Below are 23,707 nucleotides of genomic sequence, written 5' to 3'. Positions count from 1 at the left end.
GTAAATACAGGGATTTGGCTGATAATAAAAATTGCACTAAACACCTTTCACTTTCATTTTAAGTGTATAAACCGATTTTGAAGCAGTAATGAAAAGGGTTTTACGGTCTTTTCCGCCGAAGGTTACGTTGGCTGTCCAAGGTTCTTTAGTTTCGATTTGCTCGATTTGCGTGCCATTCTTATCAAAAACCGTTACACCTTTACCTGTTACATATACGTTCCCTTTTTTATCTATCGTCATTCCATCAGAACCCATCGGAGCAAAAAGTTTACGCTCGCCTAAAGTGCCATCAGGATTGATTGGGAATGAATAAGTTTTGCGGTCGCCGATATCGGCTACATACAGAGTTTTTCCATCGGGCGTGCCAATGATTCCATTAGGTGCAACAAATTCACGTGCAGCAATTGTGACCGTTTTCTTATCGGGAGAAAGATAATACACTCGTTTTTCGGGCAATTCCATTTCCGTATGCTTCCAATAAGGGCGTTTGTAGAAAGGGTCAGTAAAATAGATGCCACCGTTTGGAGCAACCCAAAGGTCGTTTGGCCCATTAAATTTCTTCCCTTCAAAATCATTGACCAAAACCGTGATTTTTTGATTTTTATCAATACTTATAAGTTGATTTTCTAAATCGGCACATGAAAGTAGGTTTCCTGCACGGTCGAAATAAAGGCCGTTTGAGCGACCAGTTTTGTCCATATAAACAGAAATTGAGTTATCTGCTACCGACCATTTGTAGATTTTGTCATTGGGTTGGTCTGTAAAAAATACATTGCCTTCGCTATCGGCGGCAGGTCCTTCAGTGAAGGCATATTCGCCCGAAAGTTTGGTGAGGGTTGCTCCTTTGGCAATGATTTTACTTTTGGCCTGTTGTGCAAAACCATTAAGCACAAAGAGTAATAGCACAAAAATGCTTATTGTAGTTTTTTTCATTGGGGTTGAATAGAGGATATTTTTAAAAACGAAAAAGGTTATTTCGCATTGCAAAATAACCTTTTTCTGTACAAATCCCAAATGTATTTTTTGTTATTGGTTGATTGGTTATTGGGAAACTTGTTACTGGGAAATTAGTGATTTGCTTCTCAAACCAATTTTCCAGTAACTAATAACTAATCAACTCAAACGAATTGGTAATGAGCGAACAGCTTTCCCAGTCAAGTCTAAAATTGCACCTGCGATGGCTGGAGCAATAGGAGCGAGAGGAGGCTCACCCACACCGTAAGGAACATCATCACCTTCGAGGATAAAGCACTGGATTTCGGGAACATCGGCTAATGTAACCATCGGATATTGACTGAAATAAGCCTGTTCGATTTGTCCATCTTTCACCGTTACTTCTTCATAAAGTGCAGCCCCGATTCCCATCATGGTTGCTCCTTCAATTTGCTGTTTAATACCCTCAGGATTAATGCTGACGCCACAGTCTAACACTTGAGTAACCTTTTTTATAACAATTTTCCCTTCTACTATGGCTAATTCTATGGCTGCTGCGGCAATTGATTTTCGGTCATTTCCGATGGCAATTCCGCGGCCAATACCTTCAGTTTTTGGTGTTGTCCAACCACTTTTTTCGATGAGGGCTTCTAAAACCTTCCTGCCTCTTACACTTATTTTATCATCGTTTTGCAATAGGCCAATTCTGAAAGCAATTGGGTCTTTCTTGGTTTGATGTGCCAATTCATTCATGAAGCTCTCAATGGCAAAAGTATTCGGAAACATCCCGACACCACGCCAGATACCAATCGGAATCGGTACTTCGGCATTCCAAACCGAAACCGATTTATTCTTGAAATTATACATGAAACTTGCTCCGTGTCCAGCCGAAATAAAATCTGCTCCCAGTATTTTATTCGGAAGGTCAGTCCCCATTAAATTCTTGAGCATATCTGGCGTAGATTGGTCGTGCATGATGGCTTCAATTTCTCCATTTTGTGCAATTTTTGCTTGCAAAACATGGTGAGTGTTCGGGCGATACAAGCTGTTTTGAAACTCTTGCTGACGAGAATTATAGAGTTTTATCGGCTTTCCCACTGCCTTAGAAATCAAAGCGGCTTCAACGTAAAGTCCTTTTACGGCTTTTCTTCCGAAACCACCACCCACATAAGGTGTATGTACTTCTACTTTGTCTTTGCTGATATCGAGTGCTTTTGAAACTGTATCAATGACAATCTTTGGCCCTTGAGTGCCAGCAATGATTACGGCTTTATCAGCTTCGACATGGGCAATGGCCGCATTTACTTCCATTTGGGCGTGTGCTGCCATCGGCGTGCGATATTCTTGACGGAAAACGCTTGCCTTGTTATCTTCGATGATACTTTTGGCGTTGCCTTCTTTCTGAACATTTACTTCTTTGCCATTGCCAACCGTTACAAGTTTTATCAAGTCGGCTTGCTGAACTTTATTTGGCGTGTTCCATTCAACTTGTATTTTCTTGAAAGCACTGTCGGCTGCATAGAAAGTTTTAGCAACCACCGCTACGAGTTCGCCCTCACGGACAACTTTTACCACACCTGCCGATTTTTCAGCTTCTTTTGTATCAAGTGTCTTGATTGTACCATCTAAGTAAGGCGATTGTAATAAAACCGCATAAAGCATTTCGGGTAGCTCGCTATCAAGTGTGTATTTAGCGGTTCCCATTACTTTTGCTTTCAAATCAGTTCGCTTTACGGCCTTGCCAACTACTTTAAATGCCGATTTTGGTCGCAACTCTGGTGTTTTCGGAATATCCCAGTTTTTGTTTTCTTTTGCTATCTCAGCATAAGTCATTTTATTATTTCCCGAAATCAGCGTGCCATTTTCGGTCTTGATTTCGCTGGCTTTTACACCCCATTTTTTAGCAGCAGCTGCTTTGAGCATTTCACGCATGGTAGCAGCTACTTCTCTGACTGGCTCATAAAGGCTTGATGTTGAGTTACTTCCACCAGTATTCATTTCATCGTACAAGCCACTGGTTGTAACGGAGTGTTCAACTTTTATCTGCTCGTAAGGCACATCTAATTCTTCGGCGGCCAGCATAGCAAGCCCCGTAAATACGCCTTGCCCGATTTCTATTTTTGGCGATTTCAATGCAATCGTATTATCAGGTAATACTTCAAACCAAAAATTTGGTTGCAACGAACTCATCATTGCTGGTAAATCCATGCTCTCAGCTTTTTGAGCTGTAAATCGACGCATGGGCGAGCAACCCAAATAACTTGCAACTACTGTTCCGCCTAAAACGATTGCTCCTCTTTGTAAGAATTTTCTACGTGAAAAACCTTTCTTTGTATTATCTGCTGACATAGTTTTTAGATTTTTTGGTTAGAAATTTCGGCTGCTCGTTTGATGGCTTTGATGATACGTGGTTGAGTACCGCAACGGCAAATATTGGTAATGCTATTGGCAATATCTGCTTCGCTCGGATTTGGGTTTTCTTTCAATAATTTGGCTGCTGCCATCATAAAACCCGATTGGCAATAACCACATTGTGGTACTTGCTCTTCTATCCAAGCTTGTTGAATAGGGTGAAGCTTTTCAGTGCTTTCTGAAAGTCCTTCGAGTGTTGTAATGTTTTTTCCTGCGATGCTTTCGACAGGAACAGAGCATGAACGAGTTGCTTCGCCATCTATGTGGAGTGTGCAAGCTCCGCACATGGCCATTCCACAGCCAAATTTCGTAGCCGTGAGTTTGAGTTCGTCTCTGACAACCCAAAGCAATGGCATGGCAGGGTCAATATCTACGCTTATTGGCTTACCATTTATTGTGAAGTCGATTTTCATTAGTTTTTATGTTGATTGGTTTGAATGTTATTGAATTGAATCTTTGTTAGTTGATTTACTCATCACCAAAATATCTTCTACTTCTAAAATTTGCTTCGCATAGCCTCTAATTGAGGTATTTATCATCGCTTGTCCGAGTTCGGCTAAGGTACTGAAATAATTCGGAAAAAGTCTTCGGCCTACTGGGTACATCCAAGAAATATATTTGTAATAAGGCAATGTATTTTTGAGGCCTTTAGTGGGCAACATAAAAGCTGGACGGAAATTATAAACTGCCTTGAAGGGTAGCTTCGTCAAATCATTTTCGGTCTTACCTTTTACCCTTGCCCACATACTTCTGCCTTGCTCGGTGCTGTCAGTACTTGCTCCCGAAATGTAACAAAATGTCATTGCTGGATTTACCGAACTTAATTTCTCGGCAAAGTTGAGAGTAAGCGTATGTGTAAGTTTGAAATATTCAGCTTCTTTCATGCCAACAGACGAAACCCCCAAGCAAAAATAACAGGCATTATGGCCCGAAAGTTGATTGAGAATCGGAGAAATATCGTAGAAATCTGAATGAATAATTTCTTGGAGTTTTGGGTGAACAACACCACATGGCTTACGGCCAATAACCAAAACCGATTCTACTTCCGAACGGTTGAGGGCTTCGTGTAGTACACCTTCGCCCACCATTCCAGTTGCTCCCGTAATAATTGCTTTTATTTTCATTTAATTTGAGGAATAAGATTCCATGTTTTTTAATTTAGGAAGTTTTAAACTCCTAACTATAAATATTTTATATTGATTTCGACTCTTGGAGCGGTACGCCGCCCGCAATTGATTGTGGACTACAAATTAAATCCCAAATCATCTCGAATCCTTGTTCGATACTGTCTTGTTGTTGGTCTGTTGGTTGTGTTAAAGCATACTGATAAATTCCCATAATCTGACTATTCACGAGCGTGTAAAGCAACTCGTTAGGCATAATTTTTATTTCACCACTCGCTTTTGCTTTTTCTATGAAAGCAATGTGCATTTTGCTTTGTTCGTGCAGCACTTCAGCAGGAATTTGTGCCAAATGGGGCGAAAAATGTACTTGTTGGATGTAATAAAATTTATCTTGATTAATTAACGCCCAATTGATGGTAGTGAAATAGAGTTTACGAAAAGCTTCTTTAATGCTATCGGTTGGGTTGGTTTGGCTCGCCAAAATTTGATTTAATTCATTTTTGATAGTTACATAAAGTTCTTTAATCAAAGTTTCTTTGGTTGCGAAATAATGAAAAAGTGTTCCGTTGGCAACCCCTGCATCTTTGGCAATTTTGCTGGTAGGAGTGCCATGAAACCCAAATTCAACAAAAAGTTTTAAGGCTGTATCAAGTATCTTTTTTTCTTTATCCATTTAATAGATTGACTAATCAGTCGATATTTAAAAGTAAAACGTTTCTTTTGTAGAAAAGTTTCATGTTGATAAAATTTTTATTGTACCACGGAGTTTCACAAAGTTTTTTACTCCGTGGTTAGATGAAAATTACTCAAAAATCCCTGTTGGATGTCCATCAAAGCTTACAGTATTTTTGTTTTGCCAATAATTATTGATGCCTTCTTGACCTTGTTTGTCGGCCCAATGATTAAGTTCTTCACGCTCGTGGCGGTAATCCATAAACGGTACGGCCATACCGCAGGAAGTTTGTACGGTTTCGACTTCTACATCAAAAATTTGTCTTGCACCAGTATATTTCGGGAAAAGATTGATGTATTCTGCCCACTCGGCATCACGTGGGTGGTAGGTTTTGGCAGTTCCGTAGAGTCTTAAAATGAGTGGTTTTCCCTCGAATGCACAAAACATAATTGTCATTCGGTTGTTTTGTTGTAAGTGTGTAGCGGTTTCGTTGCCACTACCAGTTACGTTGAGCCACATTACCCGATTTGGGCCAAGTACTCGAAAAGAATCCATACCCTTGGGCGATACATTAACTATGCCCGTACTCATGGCCGTGCCTACGAAAAAGAGTTTTTGTTTTTCGATGAAATCTTTGATTTCGGGTTGAATTTGGTCGATTTTTTTGCCCATAATTTTGTGTAATAGTTTTTTAGAAAAGATTTTTTCGAGTAAAAAAGTTCGTCGTTTGCTTTTAGGACTTCTTTTTGCCAATTTGCCATTGTTTTCACTTAGTCCAATACGAATGTTTGTAGAATTACATTACCCTGAGTCATTAACTGCACAAGAGCTTGATATTTACCTTGCCAATGGTTGGTTTAGAATGGGGCAATCTATTTTTACGACAAATTTCCTGCGTTTTAAAGATAAACTTCATTCGGCTATTTGGCTCAGAATTGACTTATTGAACAGCGAAAAAAGTAAAACTCAACAAAAAATCGAGAAACTCAATGCCAAATTTAGGGTTGAGATTCAGATAGCCAGTCCAACCGAGCAACACGAAGAATTATTTAGCAAATACCGAGAAAGTATGGCTTTTGAGCCAGCACCATCGGTTCGAAATTTACTTTACGGACACCAAGAAGAACGTGCCTCGCTCCGCATTTTTGATACTGTCGAGATTAACATTTACGACGAAAATAAGCTAATTGCAGTAGGTTTTTTAGATTTGGGAGAAAAAAGTGCGGCTGGAATTTCGTGTTTTTATGACCCCGAATATCGAAAAAATAGCCTCGGAAAGTATTTAATGTATCTAAAAATGGAGTTTTGTAAGAAAAACGGATTTCATTTTTTCTACCCAGGCTATTTTGCACCGGGCTACCCACTTTTTGATTATAAACTCGATTTGGCGAAGCCCTCACTGCAATACCTCGATTTGGTAGCCGATGCTTGGATTCCGTTTGAAGAATATGATGATTCCCGAATTCCACTCCATTCTATGATAGAAAACCTCAGAACTTTGAGCGAAATCTTAGATAGTAGGGGAGTAAAAAATGACTTTAAATTTTATGATTTCTTCGATGCCGATATGATTCATAACCTCAACGGTATGGGCTTGCTCGATTTTCCTGTATTCTTGTTTTGTTTTGATATTGATGCCGACTCTCCGCTACTTCCAATGGTAATTTATGATGTGCGAGACGAGCAATTTCATTTGATTCTCTGCACAAGGGTTTATAAATCAATTTTTGAAGAAGCCCCCGAAGAGCATTATAATGCTTTTTTGCTACAAATTTCGAGGTTTCTATACACTGGTGAAGTGGTAGAAGAAATGGCTGATGTGATAGAAATGTACGGGCGAGAATTATTGAAAGAAGTCTAAAAAAAATACCATCGAGCACCCAAAAACGATACACGATGGATTGATTGTATAGATAGAGTTGAATAGACTTAGATAACTTTCAGCTCTTTACCGACTTTGGTAAATGCCGCAATGGCTTTATCCAAATGTTCGATTTCGTGACCTGCTGAAATCTGAACCCTGATGCGGGCCTTTGATTTTGGTACAACTGGATAGAAGAAACCAATCACATAAATGCCTTCTTCTAATAATTTTGCCGCAAAAGTTTGTGCCAAAGGAGCATCATAAAGCATGATTGGGATAATCGGATGCTCGCCTGGCAATAAATCAAAACCAGCTTCGGTCATTTTGGCTCTGAAATAGGCCGCATTTCTTTCGAGTTTGTCTCTCAGTGCGGTTGATTGTTGCAAAATATCAAGCACTTTTATCGAAGCTCCAACAATTGCTGGAGCAAGTGTATTCGAGAAAAGATATGGTCTCGAACGTTGACGAAGCATATCTACAATCTCTTTACGGGCAGCCGTAAAACCACCCGATGCACCGCCCAGAGCTTTTCCGTAAGTTCCAGTTACGATATCAACTCTGCCGATTACGTTTTTCAATTCAATCGTTCCACGGCCAGTTTTTCCCATAAAACCCGTTGCGTGGCATTCATCAACCATTACCATTGCACCGTATTTGTCGGCCAAATCACAGATTTTGTCCAACTGGGCAATCGAACCATCCATCGAAAAAACACCATCAGTTACGATTAACTTCTTTTTGCAATGGCTGGACGCAATGAGTTGCTGCTCCAAATCTTCCATGTTATTATTTTTATAACGGAAACGCTCGGCTTTGCACAATCTGATACCATCAATGATAGAAGCATGGTTGAGTTCGTCCGAAATAATGGCATCTTCTGCCCCCAAAAGTGGTTCAAAAACACCACCATTGGCATCGAAAGCCGCAGCATATAAAATACAATCTTCTGTACCCAGAAACTCAGCCGTTTTACGCTCCAATTCTTTGTGAATATCTTGCGTACCGCAGATAAATCTTACCGAAGACATGCCAAAACCATGCGTTTTGATGGTTTCGATGGCAGCTTCAAGCACTTCTGGATGCGAAGAAAGCCCCAAATAATTATTGGCACAGAAGTTTAAAACTTCCTTATTTTGTGTATTTATCGTAGCCGATTGTGGCGTAGTGATAACCCTTTCTGATTTATATAAACCAGCCTCTTTAATGGCCGTGAGTTCTTCCGAGTAGTATTCTCTGATGTTATCAAACATGGTCTTATGCAAATGTTAATTGTTCCTGTAATTTTAAAATCATTGTTTCGGTGATGTCCTTCAAAGTGTAGTTTGATTGCCAACCCCATTCGGCTTTCGCTTCCTTATCATCAATTACTTGTGGCCAAGATTCGGCAATTTGTTGTCTGAAATCGGGCTCGTAAGAAATAGCAAAATTCGGAATAATTTTCTTGATTTCTGCCGCAATTTCTTCGGGAGTAAAGCTCAAACCAGCCAGATTATATGATGTTCGAGTTCTGATGCTTTCTTTCGGTGCTTCCATTAATTGGAGCGTTGCCTTGATGGCATCATCCATAAAAATCATCGGTAAACGTGTATCTTTTGCCAAAAAACAAGTATAAGGCTCGTCGCAAACTGCCTTGTGAAAAATATCAATGGCGTAGTCGGTTGTGCCACCACCTGGCAAAGATTGGTAGCCAATAACCCCAGGATAACGCAACGAACGCACATCTAAACCATAACGATTGAAATAATAGTTTGCCCAGTTTTCGCCTGTGGCTTTGCTGATGCCGTAAACCGTGCTTGGGTCTAAGAAAGTTTCCTGCGGACAAATGCCTTTGGGGGCAGAATTACCAAAAACAGCGATTGAACTTGGGTAAAATATCTTATCAATGCTCTCGATTCGGCCTACTTCCAGCACATTCAGTAAGGCCTTCATGTTTATATCCCACGTACGGAGCGGGTCTTTTTCTCCATTAGCAGAAAGAATTGCCGCCAAATGATAGATTTGTGTGATACCGTGACGAACCACAATTTCGTGTAGTTGATTGAAATTTGTGCCGTCCAATATTTCAAAATTGCCATTAAAGTCGGGTTTTTGATACAAATCAGAGGCGATAACTTGCTCGATTCCGTATTTTGTTTGAAGAGCTTGTGTCAGAACCGACCCAAGCTGTCCATTTGCCCCGACTACCAAAATTTTAGTCGTGTTCATTGTATAATTTGTTGATGAAGTGTATTTTCTCGAAGTAATATTTACTTGCAAAAGTAGTATATGAGTAATAAAGTTGTTTATTTTGAAGTAAAATCAGTAAAAATAGTTTTTAATCTTGATTATGGCAGTTAATTTTACTGAATCTTGATATATTTATACTTCATCTGAAATAAATTTTATTGTATTATGGAACAATTGGACGAAACCGATAAGATTATCCTTAGGATTTTACAGAAAGACGCTAAAAAAACGGCCAAAGAAATAGCCAGTCAGTTGAAACTCACACCTTCGCCGATTTATGACCGAATCAGGCGTTTGGAGAGTTTGGGATTTATAAAAAAATACGTGGCCATTTTAGATAAAGACCTGATAAACAAATCAGTAACCTCTATTTGCCAAGTTTCGATGCGATACCACAACGAGGCATTTATCGAAAATTTTGAGCAGGAAATTCAGAAATTAGAAGAAGTACAAGAGTGTTATCACTTAGCTGGACAAGTTGATTTTGTACTGAAAATCCATGTGAATAGTTTGGAAGAATACCATGATTTTATCAAATATAAACTCTCAAAAATCGAAAATATTGGTGTACTGAACAGCACTTTTGTATTGAAAGAAATCAAACACAGTTCGGAGTTTTATATTTGATAAGTTAGATTCAAATGATTATTTCAAGTCAAAATCAATAAATTATACATTCATCATTCTACATTCTTCATTCCTCCGCCGTATCTTTGCACCTCAATTTTAACAAAGAGCATGATTTCAGTCGATAATGTGGCAGTTGAGTTCAATGGTGGAACGCTGTTTAGTGATATTACTTTCAATATCAACGAAAAAGATAAAATAGCCCTCATGGGCAAAAACGGAGCAGGAAAATCTACCTTGCTCAAAATTATTGCAGGTGTCGATAAACCCACTCGTGGTAAAATTTCTGCTCCAAAAGATGCTGTAATTGCCTACCTTCCGCAGCATTTACTGACGCAAGATGACAGTACAGTTTTTGAAGAGGCCTCAAAAGCATTTTCGGCAGTGTTGGATATGAAAAATGAGATGGACGAACTCAACCATCAGCTCGAAACTCGTACCGATTACGAAACCGATGATTATATGAAAATCATTGAACGAGTATCGGAATTGAGTGAAAAATATTATTCAGTAGAAGAAGTAAACTACGATGCCGAAGTAGAAAAAACACTTCTCGGAATGGGTTTTACGAGAGCCGATTTTACTCGCCCAACTGCCGAATTTAGTGGTGGATGGAGAATGCGTATCGAATTATGCAAGATTTTGCTTCAAAATCCTGACCTAATTCTGCTCGATGAGCCGACCAATCACTTGGATATTGAGTCGATTCAGTGGCTTGAAGATTTCTTGATGAATAACGCCAAAGCCGTAATCGTTATTTCGCACGATAGAGCTTTTGTTGATACCATCACGAATCGCACGATTGAGGTGACAATGGGGCGTATTTACGACTACAAAGTAAACTATACGCAATACCAGCAGCTTAGAAAAGAACGCCAAGAACAACAGCAAAAACAATATAATGACCAACAAAAAATGATTGCCGAAACGCAAGAATTTATTGATAGGTTTAAAGGTACTTACTCAAAGACTTTGCAGGTGCAGTCGAGGGTGAAAATGCTCGAAAAACTCGAAATTGTGGAAGTGGATGAGGTAGATACCTCGGCCTTGAGTTTGAAATTTCCGCCAGCCCCACGCTCAGGAAATTACCCTGTAATTGTAGAAAATGTAAGCAAAAGCTATGGCGACCATTTAGTTTTTAAAGATGCTTCGGTAACGATTGAAAGAGGTGAGAAAATCGCTTTTGTAGGTCGAAATGGTGAAGGTAAATCAACGCTTGTGAAGGCCATTATGGGAGAAATTGATTTCGAAGGAAGCATCAAACTTGGCCATAACTCAATGATTGGCTATTTTGCTCAAAATCAAGCTTCTTTACTTGATGAAGATTTAACAGTTTTTCAGACGATTGATAATATTGCTGTGGGCGAAATTCGTACCAAAATCAAAGATATTTTGGGTGCTTTTATGTTTCGTGGCGATGATATTAACAAGAAAGTGCGTGTACTTTCGGGTGGAGAAAAAACTCGTTTGGCAATGATTAAACTTTTGCTCGAACCAGTAAATTTGTTGATTCTTGATGAGCCTACCAACCACTTGGATTTGAAAACCAAAGACATTTTGAAGGATGCCCTGCGTGCGTTTGAAGGTACAATTATCTTGATTTCTCACGACCGTGATTTCTTGGAAGGTCTGGCTAATAAAGTATTCGAGTTTGGGAATAAGCGAGTAAAAGAACACTTTGAAGACATTACGGGCTTCTTGCGTAATAAAAAAATGGAAAATTTGCGTGAGATTGAGCGTAAGAAGTAATGCAAATTTTCAAGCTGTTTTACTTCTAACAAGTAAAAACTCGAAAGTTATGTTCGGCAAAATTTGTCATGATTGTTTTTGATTTATTATTTGTACGTTTTTTACGTTTGCTGATGCCATTTTCTTTCAAAGAAAACCGTTGTATGGAAGTTTGGCTACAATTTGTTTCCTCTGGATTTTGTTGAGCAAATAATGAAGTTACAGGTAAGATAAATAGAAATATAAAAAGTGCCTTTCTCATTGGGTTAAAATAAAAGCGTCTAAGAGTTTATAATTCTTAGACGCTTTGTGTTATGAGAAGTAACTTTATACGATAGAAAACTTAATTCGCTTTCTGATTTCAGCTAAAGAATGGTCAACTAAAAGTTTTCCATCTCTAAATACTTCCTTCAATTCACCTTGTTTTTCTTCGGCCCACGAAACTTGGTCTATTAACTTGTATTGGCCACCTTCTAATACAATTTTCATTAAACCTTTGGCCGATTTCTTGGTGCCATCGTCAGTGATTGGGTCTTTGAAAATCTCACGACCTTCACCATTGACTTCACCATAAGTGGCTTTCATTGCAAAACCGAAAGTATCACGGGTATTATACTGATAGGTGTAAGAACCAATTCCCAAAACGATATTGGTAGAGGCAAAACCTTTTTGTTTGAGTCGCTCACAGATTTGAGTAGCTCGCTCAATCGTGATACTATCTCCGTAGATTGCACCAATTTGAGGGGCTAATTCCTTAAACCCTTTTTCGTTGATTTTTCCTCCGAATACTTCCCATAACAATTCAATTACTCCTTTTTGCTCTTTTTCGGTTTTGTCGTTTGGATTGCCGCAGATAATATCAACTGGATTACCACTATCAGGGCGAATTACTACTTTGCCATCTCTTCCAATGATTTCGTATTTGAGTTTGGGTAAATATTCTGTTAATACTTTCCATAAATCCCAAGTATCAGAAACGATAGAGACAATACCTTTCGGGTAAACCTCACAAATAAGTCGTTTGAAAGTTTCGTATTCACCTTCGGTTGTTCCCATACACATAACTGAGTGCTCGGTAGCGGCAACTGAGCCTCCAATGAGTTCATTTTCAGCGTTTGCATTGTAGTATTCTTCCAGAAAATCAATGGCTGGAATAGTATCTGTACCTGTAAAACTCAATAAATGTCCTGCTGCCGAGGTAACGGCTGCTTCAATGCCAGCCATACCACGCATAGAGAAATCATGTCCTTGCCAATCGACAAATGCTGGAATTGAAGAAGTCTCGGTGGCATATTTATCCAAAATTTTTCTGTACTGTCGAGCGATAGAAGCTGAAGTACAAGGCATCCAGATAATGGCTGAAAGTAATGTCTCGAAATAATTTGTTAGCCAGAAAAACTCTGGTTTGGTATTATACATCGTAAACATTGGCACTCGTGTAGGTACGCTTACACCCTCGGGTAATGCCTTGAAAATCATTGGAATATAACCCAAATCGTGAAGAGCTTCGATATGCTTTGTACCAACTTGATTTTCCCCTAAATAATTATTGATTCTACGTGCATATTTTTTTACTACCTCTTCTTTCGGTTGTTTGAAGAAATAGGTATTAAAATCTTCGATGACATATTTTTTGATAAAATATTGAAGACCAAAGAAAACGACTTCGTCGATGCCCTCGATACGAGATTTTCGAGGAGTCCAATTAGAATAGACCAAACTTGTGCCTTCGGGGTATTGGCGGCGATGGTCAACTTTATAGCCATCGGTTAATAATAGAGGATTCATGGTGGTTTTGTTTTTTATTGTCTTCATAAGGCGATGCCTTACGTTAGTTTGTGTTGCCCTTTCAGGGCGGTTTTGATGATGTTGTTTTATTCATAGGGCGTTGCCCTATGTTAGTATGTTTCGTCTCTTTGGGACGTTTTGTTTGATATATGTTTAATATGCCCTGAAAGGGCAAAAGGCATTAGCGTATGGCAACGCCTTACGGATTGACGTTATGACATACACAGGTATATATGAAATAATACCCGAGTATTACGCCCTGAAAGGGCAAAACACATTAACGGATGGCATCGCCATTCGGAAGGGGTGTTATTATCAATCCCAAACATAACGTTCATCGTAAGGCACATTATATTGCTCCAGAAATGCTCGATATTCGTCTTGAAAAGTTTTTTTACTATGGTGTTCTTTTTGATTTTGGATATACCTTTTCACAATTTCGGTTTCTTTAGGGTTAACGGAGAATGCACCGTAGCCACCTTGCCAATAAAAGTTTTCAAATTCTTCGCCTTGAAGTTTCATCCATTTAGATGAGCCTTTCTTGACCTCTTCCGCAAATGTAACCAAACTTATTTTCTTAGATAAAACCGTTAGAATATGAATATGGTCTTCTATTCCGCCAATTTGTAGGGCTGGACTTTCTAAAGTTTTACAAATACCGCCAATATAGCCATATAGCTTATCTTGAATATGGGGTAAGATAAGGTTTTGGCGGTTTTTTGTACTGGTTACAAAATGTATGTAGTTGTAGGCGAGTGATTGTGGCATGATGAAAGGGCGATATATATTTTTCAATAATTTAAACCTTATTTCTTAATTTCTTCCTTTTTCATGAGGATAAAGCGTATAAACAGGCTCGCTTTGCCAAAATTCTTTTGAATGTATTTCTAAAATAGACAAACTACCTTTAAATGCAGCTCCCGTGTCGATATTCCAAACATTGATAGCATTCATTGGTGTTGAGACATCATAATAAAGCGTTGGAGTATGACCAATGTATATTTCGTGAAATAATTTTAGCCTTTTTGGATAGAAGACCGAATCTTTCTTTACGTGTTTATCCATTGTTAATGCCATTTCCCATAAGGTTCTATCCCACGAATAATTACTTTCATAGTGTTCTTTTTCAGGACCGTGCATTGATGAAAAACCAGCGTGTATAAATAGCCTATTCTCAGAGTCAACATAGAAATTTTTCATGCGGTTGAAAAATGCTAAATGCTTTTGCTTTTGGTCTGGAGAATAGTTTTGGTAGCTTTTCACCGTTGATTTTCCGCCATGAAAGAGCCATGTTTCGTTGGCCAATTTTCCCATTAACCAATCTTCACACCAAGAATCATGATTACCTTTTATGAAAATACATTCACACTCGGCTTCTAAATCAATCAAATAATCAATAACTTGAGCTGATTCACTCCATCCATCCACATAATCTCCTAAAAATATGAGTTTATCACTTTGATTGATTGAAACTTTGCTTAAAACTTGTTTTAATGCAAGCAAACCTCCATGAATATCACCTATTACGAATGTTCTTTTCATGACTAAAAACTGATATATTTTGTGGGTACATTATCGGTGAGCCAAACACCATTTTCAGAACAATAGAAAAGCATCTTATCAGTATTCATGGCTTCAGCATCTATTTTTAAGATTACAGGGTTGCCTCTTCTACTGCCTACTTTTTGGGCTGTTTCTATATCTTTGCTTAAATGCACATGATTGCGATTCATCTTTTTCAATCCTTCTATTCTGATACTATCTAAGTATTTTTCGACAGTTCCATGATATAAAATTGGTGGAGGAATCTGTGGTTTTAAATCTAAATCAATTTTTATAGAATGTCCGTGATTCGCTCTAATTTTTGTTTGGTCATCACTTAGTATAAACCGCTGTTTATCGTTCTTCTCCACAACCTCTACAAGTTGCTGAAAACTAAATTTAAGCTTTGATTTATTTAATAATTCTTCAACATCAGCCCAACCGTTTGGGTCTAAGACTAAGCCTATACTTTGAGGTTGATGTCTCAAAATTAGGCTTAGATATTTACTTTTTTGTGTGATATTAGTATTGCTCATTTGAATTTTTAGTTTTAGGTAGTTTTGTAGAAATAGATTATTAGTGTTAAGCTATTTAAAAGGCAACTTCGAAATATGTATCTCTGGTTTTAGACCTTGACTGAGCAAGTGATAATGAAATGTTGATGCCCATTCTTCTGCTCTATCTACTTTTGGTCCGATAGTTATGTCTTTTAAGATTCCAGAAATAGGTACAAGCTCAATGTAAACTTTGTTGGGCTTGGATGAAGGCTTGAAATCTTTAGAATCTAAATCAATTTTTATATCAAAACCGATTGCCTCATTGATTACTAAGCGTATTTCATTTTCGTACTGATATTCTACACTTTTAAAAAGGTAAGCAATACTATTGAGTAGCTCAATGATATCGACTTCTTCATTTGGGTTTTTATTCGTTTTACTTTTAAATAATTCTGCTTCTTTTTTCAACTCATCCATAAGTTTTGAAAACTCATCTGTTTGAGATGGTGTTGCTCCTGCAAAGTGGAACGAGCCGTTGCTTCGATATGCTACTCTGTAAAATTCGATTTCATCAGATTTAGAAGAAATGATAATTTCAGAGGGCTTAATTTTAGCATTAATTGACTGTTTAAGTTCGTTTACATTTAAAGTTATTGAACAACCTTTAGCCTCTTCTAAGGCTTCTTTGCCATACATACGCCAGAGCGTCAAATCGTTTCTTTTCAAAATGTCAACAAAACTTCCAATAAATGGTCTCTTTGTGAAAGTTTCTTCATGACATTTCGTTTTTACTTCGGGCGAAAATGCTAAAAAGTCAAATAGTTCTTGTCCTTCGGATGTATCATTTAAAAAACTACCTTCTGATAATCGTAGAGGACTATCTTTTAGTATTAAGTACTGAGTAGCACTGATGCTCGAATAGTGTGTAACACATTCACCTTTGAACAGTAATATTTCCTTAATTTTACTGACTAATTCCGTAATTGTTTTATAAGATGAATTGTCTAATATTTTATTTATTTCTTCAATTTTTGATAGTGCAATTTTGTAGTAGAAATCATAAATCTTATCATTTAACTGGATATATTTAGTGAAGTATTTCTTCGCTGAATCATATTCCAGTAAATCATAACTTACAAAGCCTAAATTATAGTAGGGAGAATCATAATTAGGTTCAATTTCTATAGATTTTAGGTAATACTCTTTAGCTTTTTCGTATTCTTCTAAATCGTGATACAGACCTCCAAGCCCATTGTATGAATAATAGAATTTAGGTTCAATTTCAATAGCTTTTAGGTAATACTCTTTTGCTTTTTCAAATTCTTTCAAATTACAATATATATTTCCAATACCATTATAAGGATGTGGGAGTTTTGGGTTAATCTCAATCGTTTTTCGATAGTTTTCTTCTGCTTTAATGTAGTCGTTATGAAAATCAAGTGATATATTTCCCAAAGAATTATAGGCTTTTGTACTATTCTTATCAATTTCGATTGCCTTTTGGGCCATGATTTCACATTCATTATATCTTTTTAGATTCCCAAATGCCGCCGCTTTCTCTGCATATAAATCTGCATTATTATGTTTTTCAAGTATTTCAATTGGTAATAATTCTATTACCTCATAATATTTCTTATCTGAATTTAGGTCTTGAACTTTTTTTAGTAATGTTGTTAGCTTTTCCATGGTTTTAGTTTTCTATTTTTAAATCAAATTGTGTTAAACTTTGGTTTGTATGTTCCTTAAATGAATTAGTTGTAAAAATTTGTGTAAAACATTGACTTAACTCATCAAATCCCTTACTAAAAATCCCATGACTTACAGCCAAATATAGCTTTCCTGCATTTTTCTTTTTTAGTTCTTCCGCTAAACCGATAAACGTGCCACCACCATCACAAATATCATCTACAATCAAGCAATCTGAGCTCTCTAAATAATCGTGATAAACTTTAAAACCTGTAAGTTTTCCTGTTTTTACATCCCGACTTTTACTGGCCTCTACTACCTCAATTCCACCTAAATATTCAGCTACTTTATAAATTTTCTTTAATGCTCCGCCATCGGGTGAAATTAGTTTAATATTTGTCCCGATTTGTGTCACAACTTGCTTGATAAAATCATGATTTGAAATCACCGAGACGTTGTTGAGTAGGGCAGGAGTAACTTCTGAGTGTGGGTCGAAAATATATACTTTTTCTAAATTCAAATGATTGATGATATCGGCATAGACATTTACAGATAAAGCTTCTCCCATAACCATCACACGGTCTTGACGAGCCGCAGGAAAATAAGGAATAAATGCAGAAATTGTTTTGACACCCATTCGCCGAAGGGCATCCACCGCAATACATAAAAGCCCTAAATCATTAAACGAATTGATTCTGTGCGTAATCATCACTGGCAAAGAAATATCAAAGTCGGCTTTTATTTTGATATGGGGTTCTCCGCCATGAAAAGTGAAGCTATCAAATGCAATTTCGTTTTCGTTCTGAAATGGCTTAAAATTATTATCTAAGTTGAGTATCATTTTGTGTTTGCGTTTATTTTACGCAAATGTAGTTCGTGAAAATTTAATGTGCAAATATTTTGTGTAAAATTTACGCAAATTTTATTTCAAAATGAAATCCTTCTTGTAGAAGCTGATTGTATTTTTGGGTATTAAACTGAAAGAACTTGGCAGGACGCCCCGTATTATGCACCGAAATCTTCTCAGTTTCTTCTACAAAACCAAAACTGAGGATTTTTTTTCTGAAATTTCTGCGGTCAATTTCTTTTTCCAGAATCGTGCAGTAGAGAGTTTCTAATTCGGAGAAAAGGAAGTATTTGGGTAATAAATCAAAGCCAATGGGTTGATAGGTAAGCTTAGCCTTGAGGCGTTCGATGGCTTTTTGTACTATTTTATTGTGGTCAAATGCTAAATTCGGAATCTGATTTACCTCAATCCATTGGGCGTGTTCGGCATCAGTATTGGCTTTTATCGAAAGTTTTGAAGAGTCAACTAAAGCAAAATAAGCAACCGATATAACTCGATTACGGGTATCTCGATAAACATCATCTCCAAAGGTGTAGAGTTGCTCTAAGTAATTGACTTCCACATTGGTTTCTTCTTTTAATTCTCTTTGAACGGCCTCTTTCAATGGCTCGTCATTTCCCACCAAACCACCTGGCAAAGCCCAATAGGTTTCGTTTGTTCCAAATTTCTGCTGAATTAAAAGTACATACAATTTGCCATTTTGATAACCAAAAACAATGGCATCAACGGCAACTCTTATATTTTGTATCATCGAAAATAAATGCGTAATGTTTACACAAAGATAGTGTGTTTTAGTATTGCTATAAAAAAACAAACCTATAAAATCGGAGCTTCGGCTGCTTCGGCAGTCCGATACGCTCAGCCACCGATTTTATAGGTTAAATTAAAAATTCAATTTAATATTATCCTAAATTCGTAATATCAAAAGGTAATTTTCTTATTCTCTTGCCAGTGGCCGCAAAAATCGCATTGCCCAGTGCTGGTGCGATTGGTGGTAAACCTGGTTCGCCAACGCCACCAGGGTTTTCACCACTGTCGATGATGTGAATTTCCATTTTTGGAGCTTCATTCAGTCTCATGACGTTGTATTGGTGGAAATTAGTTTGGTCGCAAACACCGTTTGTGAAAGTGATTCCACCTTTGATGGCTGCCGTGATACCCATTACGATATTTCCTTCGGTTTGAGCTTTTACATGGTCAGGATTTACATAATATCCGCAGTCAAGCACCGATACAACTTTATCTATTTTTACACCCGCTCCATCCTTTGAAACTGTAATGCAGCAAGCCGAAATACTGCCAAATGAGGCAAAAACTGCAATTCCTTTGCCTTGTCCAGCTCCGAGTTTTTCTTTCCAATTAGCTTTTTCGGCAACTGTTTCCAGCACTTTTCTGTAACGAGCGTCTTTCACTAAGTCCAGACGAGCTTGTAGAGGGTCTTTTCCTGCCAACTGAGCCAATTCGTCAATGAAACATTCTTGTCCCCATCCAAAATTTGAGGCATAAACCGAACGCCACCAAACGATTGGAATTTCAGTTTTTACGTTTGTCCAAGAAATTTTTGAAACAGGAAATTCATATTTGCTATTTTCGGTGCTGATTTCGCCTGATAACCAAGGGTCAGATTCGTCAGGAGCTAAACCACCAAATACTTGCCCAACAATCGATTCGCCAATAGCGTGGTGGTGAAAACCTGTGATTTTACCTTTGTCAACAAAACCCTGCATGTGGCTCAACATACCTGGGCGATAAGGCCCTTGTGTAATATCATCTTCACGAGTCCAAATCATTTTTACTGGCTTTTTCAATTCTTTCGCCAATAAACAAGTTTCGTTCAGATAATCGTGGTAAGCTTTTCTACCAAACGAACCACCCAAAAGCGGTACATTGAATTTGATTTTATCTTTGCTGATTCCCAACGCTCTCGAAACATCTGCTAAACCACCGTCTGGGCCTTGTACGTGAGCCCAAACCTCGGCTGTGCCATCGTCTTTTACGTGTACAACCGCACATTCTGGCTCAATTGGAGCATGAGCCAAAAATGGAGTTTCGTAGTTTACCTCCAATTTTTGCTTGGCATTGGCAAATTTTGCGTTGAAATCGCCTTTTTCTTCATATCTGATACCTTCTTTTTTAGCTGCTTCGTAAGTGGCTGCAAAATAGTTATCGGTTGTCATGGTTTTGGCTAAATCACCGTTGTCCCAAGTAACTTTCAAGGCTTTTCTGCCTTTTTGTGCTGCCCACCAATTGGTTGCAATAACTGCCACGGCATCAGCTGCACGGTGTGGCATTGGTCTTTTGGTTTTGATAACTTGCAAAACGCCTTTTACTTTCAATGCTTCGCTATCGTTAATAGAAACTACTTTTCCATGAATAGTTGGCGAGTGTTGAATACAGGCATAGACCATTCCCGGTACTTCAATGTCGATTCCGTAAACGGCTTTTCCTGTTACACGGTCTGGCACATCAAGGCGTTTGTTGTATTTACCTAAAATTTTGAAATCTTTCGGGTCTTTGAGTTTCGGATTCTTCGGAACTTGTAATTTTGAAGCATCATCAACCAATTCGCCGTACGTGAATGATTTATCAGAATTTTTCAAGTAAATCTTACCATCTTTGGCATAACAGTCTACTACTGAAGCATTCCAGCGTTTAGCGGCTGTTTCGATGAGCATTTCTTTGGCTGCTGCACCAGCTTTGCGGAGTGAATTCCATAAGCCACGCACGGTGCTACTTCCGCCCGATTGTTGGCTGCCGTATTTTTCTTGCCCACCTGACTGAATGAGCTTTACTTTATCCAAACTAACTTCCAATTCTTCGGCAATTAGTGAAGGTGCTGCTTGCGTAGAGCCTTGTCCCATATCGGGGCGAGGATTTATCAAAGCAATGCTTCCATCGGTGCTGATAATGATGAAAGGATTGATTTCAAGGTCTAAAACCGCCGATTTTGGGTCGGTATGAGAAATCTTTTTAGGATGTTTTTCTTTGGCAAAAGAATTAAGGCCAATCATTAAACCGACTCCCGTAAGCGAGCCAGCTTTGATAAATGAGCGGCGTGAGGTATTGATATGTTCCATAGTTTCGTTTTGGCTTGAAGATTATTTACCTGTTCCTGCATTTCCAGTTTTCATGCTTTCGGCTGCACGATGAATTCCTTTACGAATACGGTCGTAAGTGCCACAACGACACAAATTTCCGCTCATGTAAGTATCAATATCGGCATCAGTTGGATTTGGGTTTGCTTTCAATAACGCCACTGCCGACATGATTTGTCCCGATTGGCAATAGCCACATTGAGGAACTTGTTCTTCAATCCAAGCTTGTTGAACAGCGTGTAATTGCGTTTCGCCAATGCCTTCGATGGTTGTAATTTTGGCATTTTTGGCAAGTGATGAAACTGGGATTTGACAAGAACGAGTTGCCTCTCCATTTACATGAACTGTGCAAGCACCACACTGAGCCATTCCACAGCCAAACTTTGTGCCTTTTAGGCCCACAAAGTCTCGTACAACCCAAAGTAGGGGCATATCAGGCTCGACATCTACTTTAGTTTTTTTTCCGTTTACGGTAAGATTGAATATTGCCATTTTTTTGTTGGTTACTGGTTGATTGGTTATTAGTATATTGGTTACTGGGGAATTGGTTATTATGGAAATGATGAATTGCATAATTTGCACCAATTAATAACTCGTTTTTCAATAACAAATAACTATTTCCATTGATTTATAACGTAAAATTTCCTAAAAAGTTAGACTTTTGCAAAGAAATTTACCTTTATCTCAAACTATGTTTATTGATTTAAGAAGCGATACCGTAACAAAGCCCAGCAAGGGTATGAAAGAAGCCATGTTTATGGCTGAAGTTGGTGATGATGTTTTTGGCGATGACCCAACCGTATTGGCTCTCGAAGCCAAAGCTGCCGATATGTTTGGCATGGAAGCCGCACTTTTTTGTCCATCAGGAACCATGACAAATCAGTTAGCGATTCGGGTGCATACTTGGCCAGGAAGTGAAGTTATTTGCGATAAATATTCTCACATTTATTTGTATGAAGGTGGTGGAGTTGCCTTGAATTCATTTTCATCGTTTAAGCTTTTAGATGGCGACCGAGGACGGTTAAACGCCCAACAAGTGCGTGATGCAATTAATAATCCTGATGATATTCATCAACCTACCACAAGTTTGGTTTCGCTCGAAAACACCATGAATAAGGGTGGTGGATGTTATTATCAACTATCTGATATTGAGAAAATTAGGACTGTTTGTAATGAAAAGAATCTTCCGCTTCATCTTGATGGTGCAAGGTTATTTAATGCTTTGGTAGAAACTAATGAAAGCCCCAAAAATTATGGAGAATTATTCGATTCTATTTCAATTTGTTTGTCGAAAGGTTTGGGATGTCCTGTTGGGTCATTGCTTTTGGGTAAGAAAGATTTCATTAAAAAAGCACGTCGCTCACGTAAAGTGATGGGTGGGGGCTGGCGACAAGCAGGTTTTTTGGCTGCCGCAGGAATTTATGCTTTAGAAAACAATATCGAGCGTTTGCGAGAAGACCACGCTCGTGCCAAGCAAATCGGTAAAGTGTTAGAAGGTCTTCCGTTTGTAAAAAACATTTATCCGATTGATACAAATATTGTGATTTTTGAATTGCCTGAGACTATTTTGGCAAGTGATTTTGTGGCACGTATGAAGGAGCAAAATATTGGTTGTGTGGTTTTTGGTAAACACTTGGTAAGATTTGTGACACACTTAGATTTTACGGACGAACATTTAGCTGAATTTGAAAAAAATATCAGAAAAGTCGGTTAAATTCGTTAAGAGTGTAGAACAAGTTTCTAACTTGTTATTAAATTTTATATCTGACAAGTTAGGAAACTTGTTGTACTGAAATATCCAAATTGTGAAAAAAAAACTCGTAATCCTTTTTTTTATCCTTATCTCAATTCATTCTTTTGCTCAAGAAGAAAGACGTAAAGTATTGAAAATCAATCTTTCTGCTGCTGCAATGGGTGCTGCAACACTTCAATACGAAAGAGTTTTGGGTAATCACTTTTCGTTGGCTTTGGGGGCTGGTTATCGCCCGAAAAGTTTGTTTCCTTATGCCAAAGATTTAGAGAAATACGTTGATTTTGCCGATGGGAAGATTGATTATATTAGTTTTGATAATGTGAAGAAAGCAGAATCAAAGATTGGGATGTATCATATTACCCCCGAAATGAGATTTTATTTCGGAAGCAAAGGAGCTCCAATTGGTACGTATTTATCAATTTTTGGGAAATATAATGACTTTCATGGCGATGTTCCTGTATTTGTTGATACTGATTACAGGGGTGTACCTGTTCGACTTGAATTACCTGTTGATACCAAAATTCAGACGGCTTCGGCTGGTTTGATGCTCGGGCATCAGTTCCGTTTGGGCAATCGTTTTACTTTTGATTGTTATATTATTGGAGCTCATTTTGGTCGTGTGAGTGTACACGGAGAGTCGAATCAAAATCTTGAAGGATTTGATGATGATTTCAGAACTCGACTAAGAGATAAAATTCTGACAACTTTCAAAATAAACGAAGATTATTTGGGCTTGGTAGTTGATAATCAAGGAGTAAGGATTGATAATGTACGTCAGCTCAATTACCTGAATTTGCGTGGATTTGGATTTAATTTGGGGTATAGGTTCTGAATTTTTATGTAGTGTAGAGACGTTGCAATGTGCCGAGCGAAGTAGGGTTATACCTGTAAAAAGCGAAACTTGATTGTGCC

The 23,707-nt window shown here is 38.0% G+C and carries 23 protein-coding genes; 5 read left to right on the top strand and 18 right to left on the bottom strand.

What is annotated here, in order from left to right:
• Positions 1 to 36: 36 nt before the first annotated feature.
• The 6 genes from IEX65_RS27880 to IEX65_RS27855 form a co-directional block, all read right to left on the bottom strand.
• On the bottom strand, positions 37 to 933 hold the full coding sequence (locus IEX65_RS27880; RefSeq protein WP_188771693.1) for an SMP-30/gluconolactonase/LRE family protein: 897 nt from the start codon (positions 931 to 933) through the stop codon (positions 37 to 39).
• Between the two features lie 180 nt (positions 934 to 1,113).
• On the bottom strand, positions 1,114 to 3,282 hold the full coding sequence (locus tag IEX65_RS27875; RefSeq protein WP_188771691.1) for a xanthine dehydrogenase family protein molybdopterin-binding subunit: 2,169 nt from the start codon (positions 3,280 to 3,282) through the stop codon (positions 1,114 to 1,116).
• A gap of 5 nt (positions 3,283 to 3,287) precedes the next feature.
• Positions 3,288 to 3,758 carry a (2Fe-2S)-binding protein gene (locus IEX65_RS27870; protein WP_188771689.1) on the bottom strand — a complete coding sequence of 157 codons (471 nt, stop codon included), beginning with the start codon at positions 3,756 to 3,758 and terminating at the stop codon, positions 3,288 to 3,290.
• Positions 3,759 to 3,785: 27 nt separating this feature from the next.
• Complete coding sequence (locus tag IEX65_RS27865) at positions 3,786 to 4,469, bottom strand: Rossmann-fold NAD(P)-binding domain-containing protein (protein ID WP_188771687.1); 684 nt, start codon at positions 4,467 to 4,469, stop codon at positions 3,786 to 3,788.
• Between the two features lie 67 nt (positions 4,470 to 4,536).
• Positions 4,537 to 5,142, bottom strand: a complete 606-nt coding sequence (locus tag IEX65_RS27860) for a TetR/AcrR family transcriptional regulator (protein ID WP_188771685.1) — start codon at positions 5,140 to 5,142, stop codon at positions 4,537 to 4,539.
• Between the two features lie 129 nt (positions 5,143 to 5,271).
• Positions 5,272 to 5,814, bottom strand: a complete 543-nt coding sequence (locus tag IEX65_RS27855) for a pyridoxamine 5'-phosphate oxidase family protein (RefSeq protein WP_188771683.1) — start codon at positions 5,812 to 5,814, stop codon at positions 5,272 to 5,274.
• 112 nt (positions 5,815 to 5,926) lie between these two features.
• Between IEX65_RS27855 and IEX65_RS27850 the strand changes: the two genes are divergently transcribed.
• Positions 5,927 to 7,003 (top strand): arginyl-tRNA--protein arginylyltransferase, encoded by a 1,077-nt coding sequence (locus IEX65_RS27850; protein ID WP_188771680.1) that lies wholly within the window; start codon positions 5,927 to 5,929, stop codon positions 7,001 to 7,003.
• A gap of 68 nt (positions 7,004 to 7,071) precedes the next feature.
• Here IEX65_RS27850 and kbl read toward each other — a convergent pair whose 3' ends face one another.
• A complete protein-coding gene (gene kbl / locus IEX65_RS27845) occupies positions 7,072 to 8,256 on the bottom strand; it encodes a glycine C-acetyltransferase (RefSeq protein ID WP_188771678.1) in 1,185 nt (394 codons plus the stop codon).
• 4 nt (positions 8,257 to 8,260) lie between these two features.
• A complete protein-coding gene (locus tag IEX65_RS27840) occupies positions 8,261 to 9,211 on the bottom strand; it encodes an NAD-dependent epimerase/dehydratase family protein (RefSeq protein WP_188771676.1) in 951 nt (316 codons plus the stop codon).
• Positions 9,212 to 9,397: 186 nt separating this feature from the next.
• Here IEX65_RS27840 and IEX65_RS27835 point away from each other — a divergent pair, with 186 nt between their 5' ends.
• Positions 9,398 to 9,859 (top strand): Lrp/AsnC family transcriptional regulator, encoded by a 462-nt coding sequence (locus tag IEX65_RS27835; RefSeq protein WP_188771674.1) that lies wholly within the window; start codon positions 9,398 to 9,400, stop codon positions 9,857 to 9,859.
• A 111-nt stretch (positions 9,860 to 9,970) separates the two neighbouring features.
• The gene (locus IEX65_RS27830) at positions 9,971 to 11,608 is read left to right on the top strand and encodes an ABC-F family ATP-binding cassette domain-containing protein (protein ID WP_188771672.1); all 1,638 of its coding nucleotides are present in this window, start codon (positions 9,971 to 9,973) and stop codon (positions 11,606 to 11,608) included.
• Positions 11,609 to 11,633: 25 nt separating this feature from the next.
• On the opposite strand, the gene IEX65_RS27825 is transcribed toward IEX65_RS27830, so the two are convergent.
• The 10 genes from IEX65_RS27825 to IEX65_RS27780 form a co-directional block, all read right to left on the bottom strand.
• A complete protein-coding gene (locus IEX65_RS27825) occupies positions 11,634 to 11,849 on the bottom strand; it encodes a hypothetical protein (protein ID WP_188771670.1) in 216 nt (71 codons plus the stop codon).
• Between the two features lie 65 nt (positions 11,850 to 11,914).
• Positions 11,915 to 13,375: a nicotinate phosphoribosyltransferase gene (locus IEX65_RS27820; RefSeq protein WP_188771668.1), complete on the bottom strand. Its 1,461-nt coding sequence runs from the start codon at positions 13,373 to 13,375 to the stop codon at positions 11,915 to 11,917.
• Positions 13,376 to 13,690: 315 nt separating this feature from the next.
• Positions 13,691 to 14,143, bottom strand: coding sequence for an IS200/IS605 family transposase (gene tnpA / locus IEX65_RS27815; RefSeq protein ID WP_188771665.1), 453 nt, complete (start codon positions 14,141 to 14,143; stop codon positions 13,691 to 13,693).
• Positions 14,144 to 14,188: 45 nt separating this feature from the next.
• Positions 14,189 to 14,917, bottom strand: a complete 729-nt coding sequence (locus tag IEX65_RS27810) for a metallophosphoesterase family protein (protein ID WP_188771663.1) — start codon at positions 14,915 to 14,917, stop codon at positions 14,189 to 14,191.
• A gap of 2 nt (positions 14,918 to 14,919) precedes the next feature.
• Positions 14,920 to 15,453, bottom strand: coding sequence for an RNA 2'-phosphotransferase (locus tag IEX65_RS27805; protein WP_188771661.1), 534 nt, complete (start codon positions 15,451 to 15,453; stop codon positions 14,920 to 14,922).
• A 51-nt stretch (positions 15,454 to 15,504) separates the two neighbouring features.
• On the bottom strand, positions 15,505 to 17,100 hold the full coding sequence (locus tag IEX65_RS27800; RefSeq protein ID WP_188771659.1) for a tetratricopeptide repeat protein: 1,596 nt from the start codon (positions 17,098 to 17,100) through the stop codon (positions 15,505 to 15,507).
• Positions 17,101 to 17,104: 4 nt separating this feature from the next.
• Positions 17,105 to 17,941, bottom strand: coding sequence for a ribose-phosphate diphosphokinase (prs, locus tag IEX65_RS27795; protein ID WP_188771657.1), 837 nt, complete (start codon positions 17,939 to 17,941; stop codon positions 17,105 to 17,107).
• A gap of 70 nt (positions 17,942 to 18,011) precedes the next feature.
• Positions 18,012 to 18,698 carry an NUDIX hydrolase gene (locus tag IEX65_RS27790; RefSeq protein WP_188771655.1) on the bottom strand — a complete coding sequence of 229 codons (687 nt, stop codon included), beginning with the start codon at positions 18,696 to 18,698 and terminating at the stop codon, positions 18,012 to 18,014.
• Positions 18,699 to 18,849: 151 nt separating this feature from the next.
• Positions 18,850 to 21,024, bottom strand: coding sequence for a xanthine dehydrogenase family protein molybdopterin-binding subunit (locus IEX65_RS27785; RefSeq protein ID WP_188771653.1), 2,175 nt, complete (start codon positions 21,022 to 21,024; stop codon positions 18,850 to 18,852).
• A gap of 21 nt (positions 21,025 to 21,045) precedes the next feature.
• Positions 21,046 to 21,534 carry a (2Fe-2S)-binding protein gene (locus IEX65_RS27780; protein WP_188771651.1) on the bottom strand — a complete coding sequence of 163 codons (489 nt, stop codon included), beginning with the start codon at positions 21,532 to 21,534 and terminating at the stop codon, positions 21,046 to 21,048.
• Positions 21,535 to 21,733: 199 nt separating this feature from the next.
• On the opposite strand from IEX65_RS27780, the gene IEX65_RS27775 reads away from it, so the two are divergent.
• Positions 21,734 to 22,756, top strand: coding sequence for a threonine aldolase family protein (locus tag IEX65_RS27775; RefSeq protein WP_188771650.1), 1,023 nt, complete (start codon positions 21,734 to 21,736; stop codon positions 22,754 to 22,756).
• Positions 22,757 to 22,847: 91 nt separating this feature from the next.
• Positions 22,848 to 23,627, top strand: a complete 780-nt coding sequence (locus tag IEX65_RS27770; RefSeq protein WP_188771648.1) for a DUF3575 domain-containing protein — start codon at positions 22,848 to 22,850, stop codon at positions 23,625 to 23,627.
• The last annotated feature ends 80 nt before the right edge of the window (positions 23,628 to 23,707 follow it).

It is taken from the genome of Emticicia aquatilis, assembly GCF_014644295.1.
In the GTDB taxonomy this organism is placed as follows: Bacteria; Bacteroidota; Bacteroidia; order Cytophagales; family Spirosomataceae; genus Emticicia; species Emticicia aquatilis.
The sequence above is the reverse complement of the archived record's forward strand: the minus strand, read 5'-3'. Positions and strand labels throughout refer to the sequence as shown.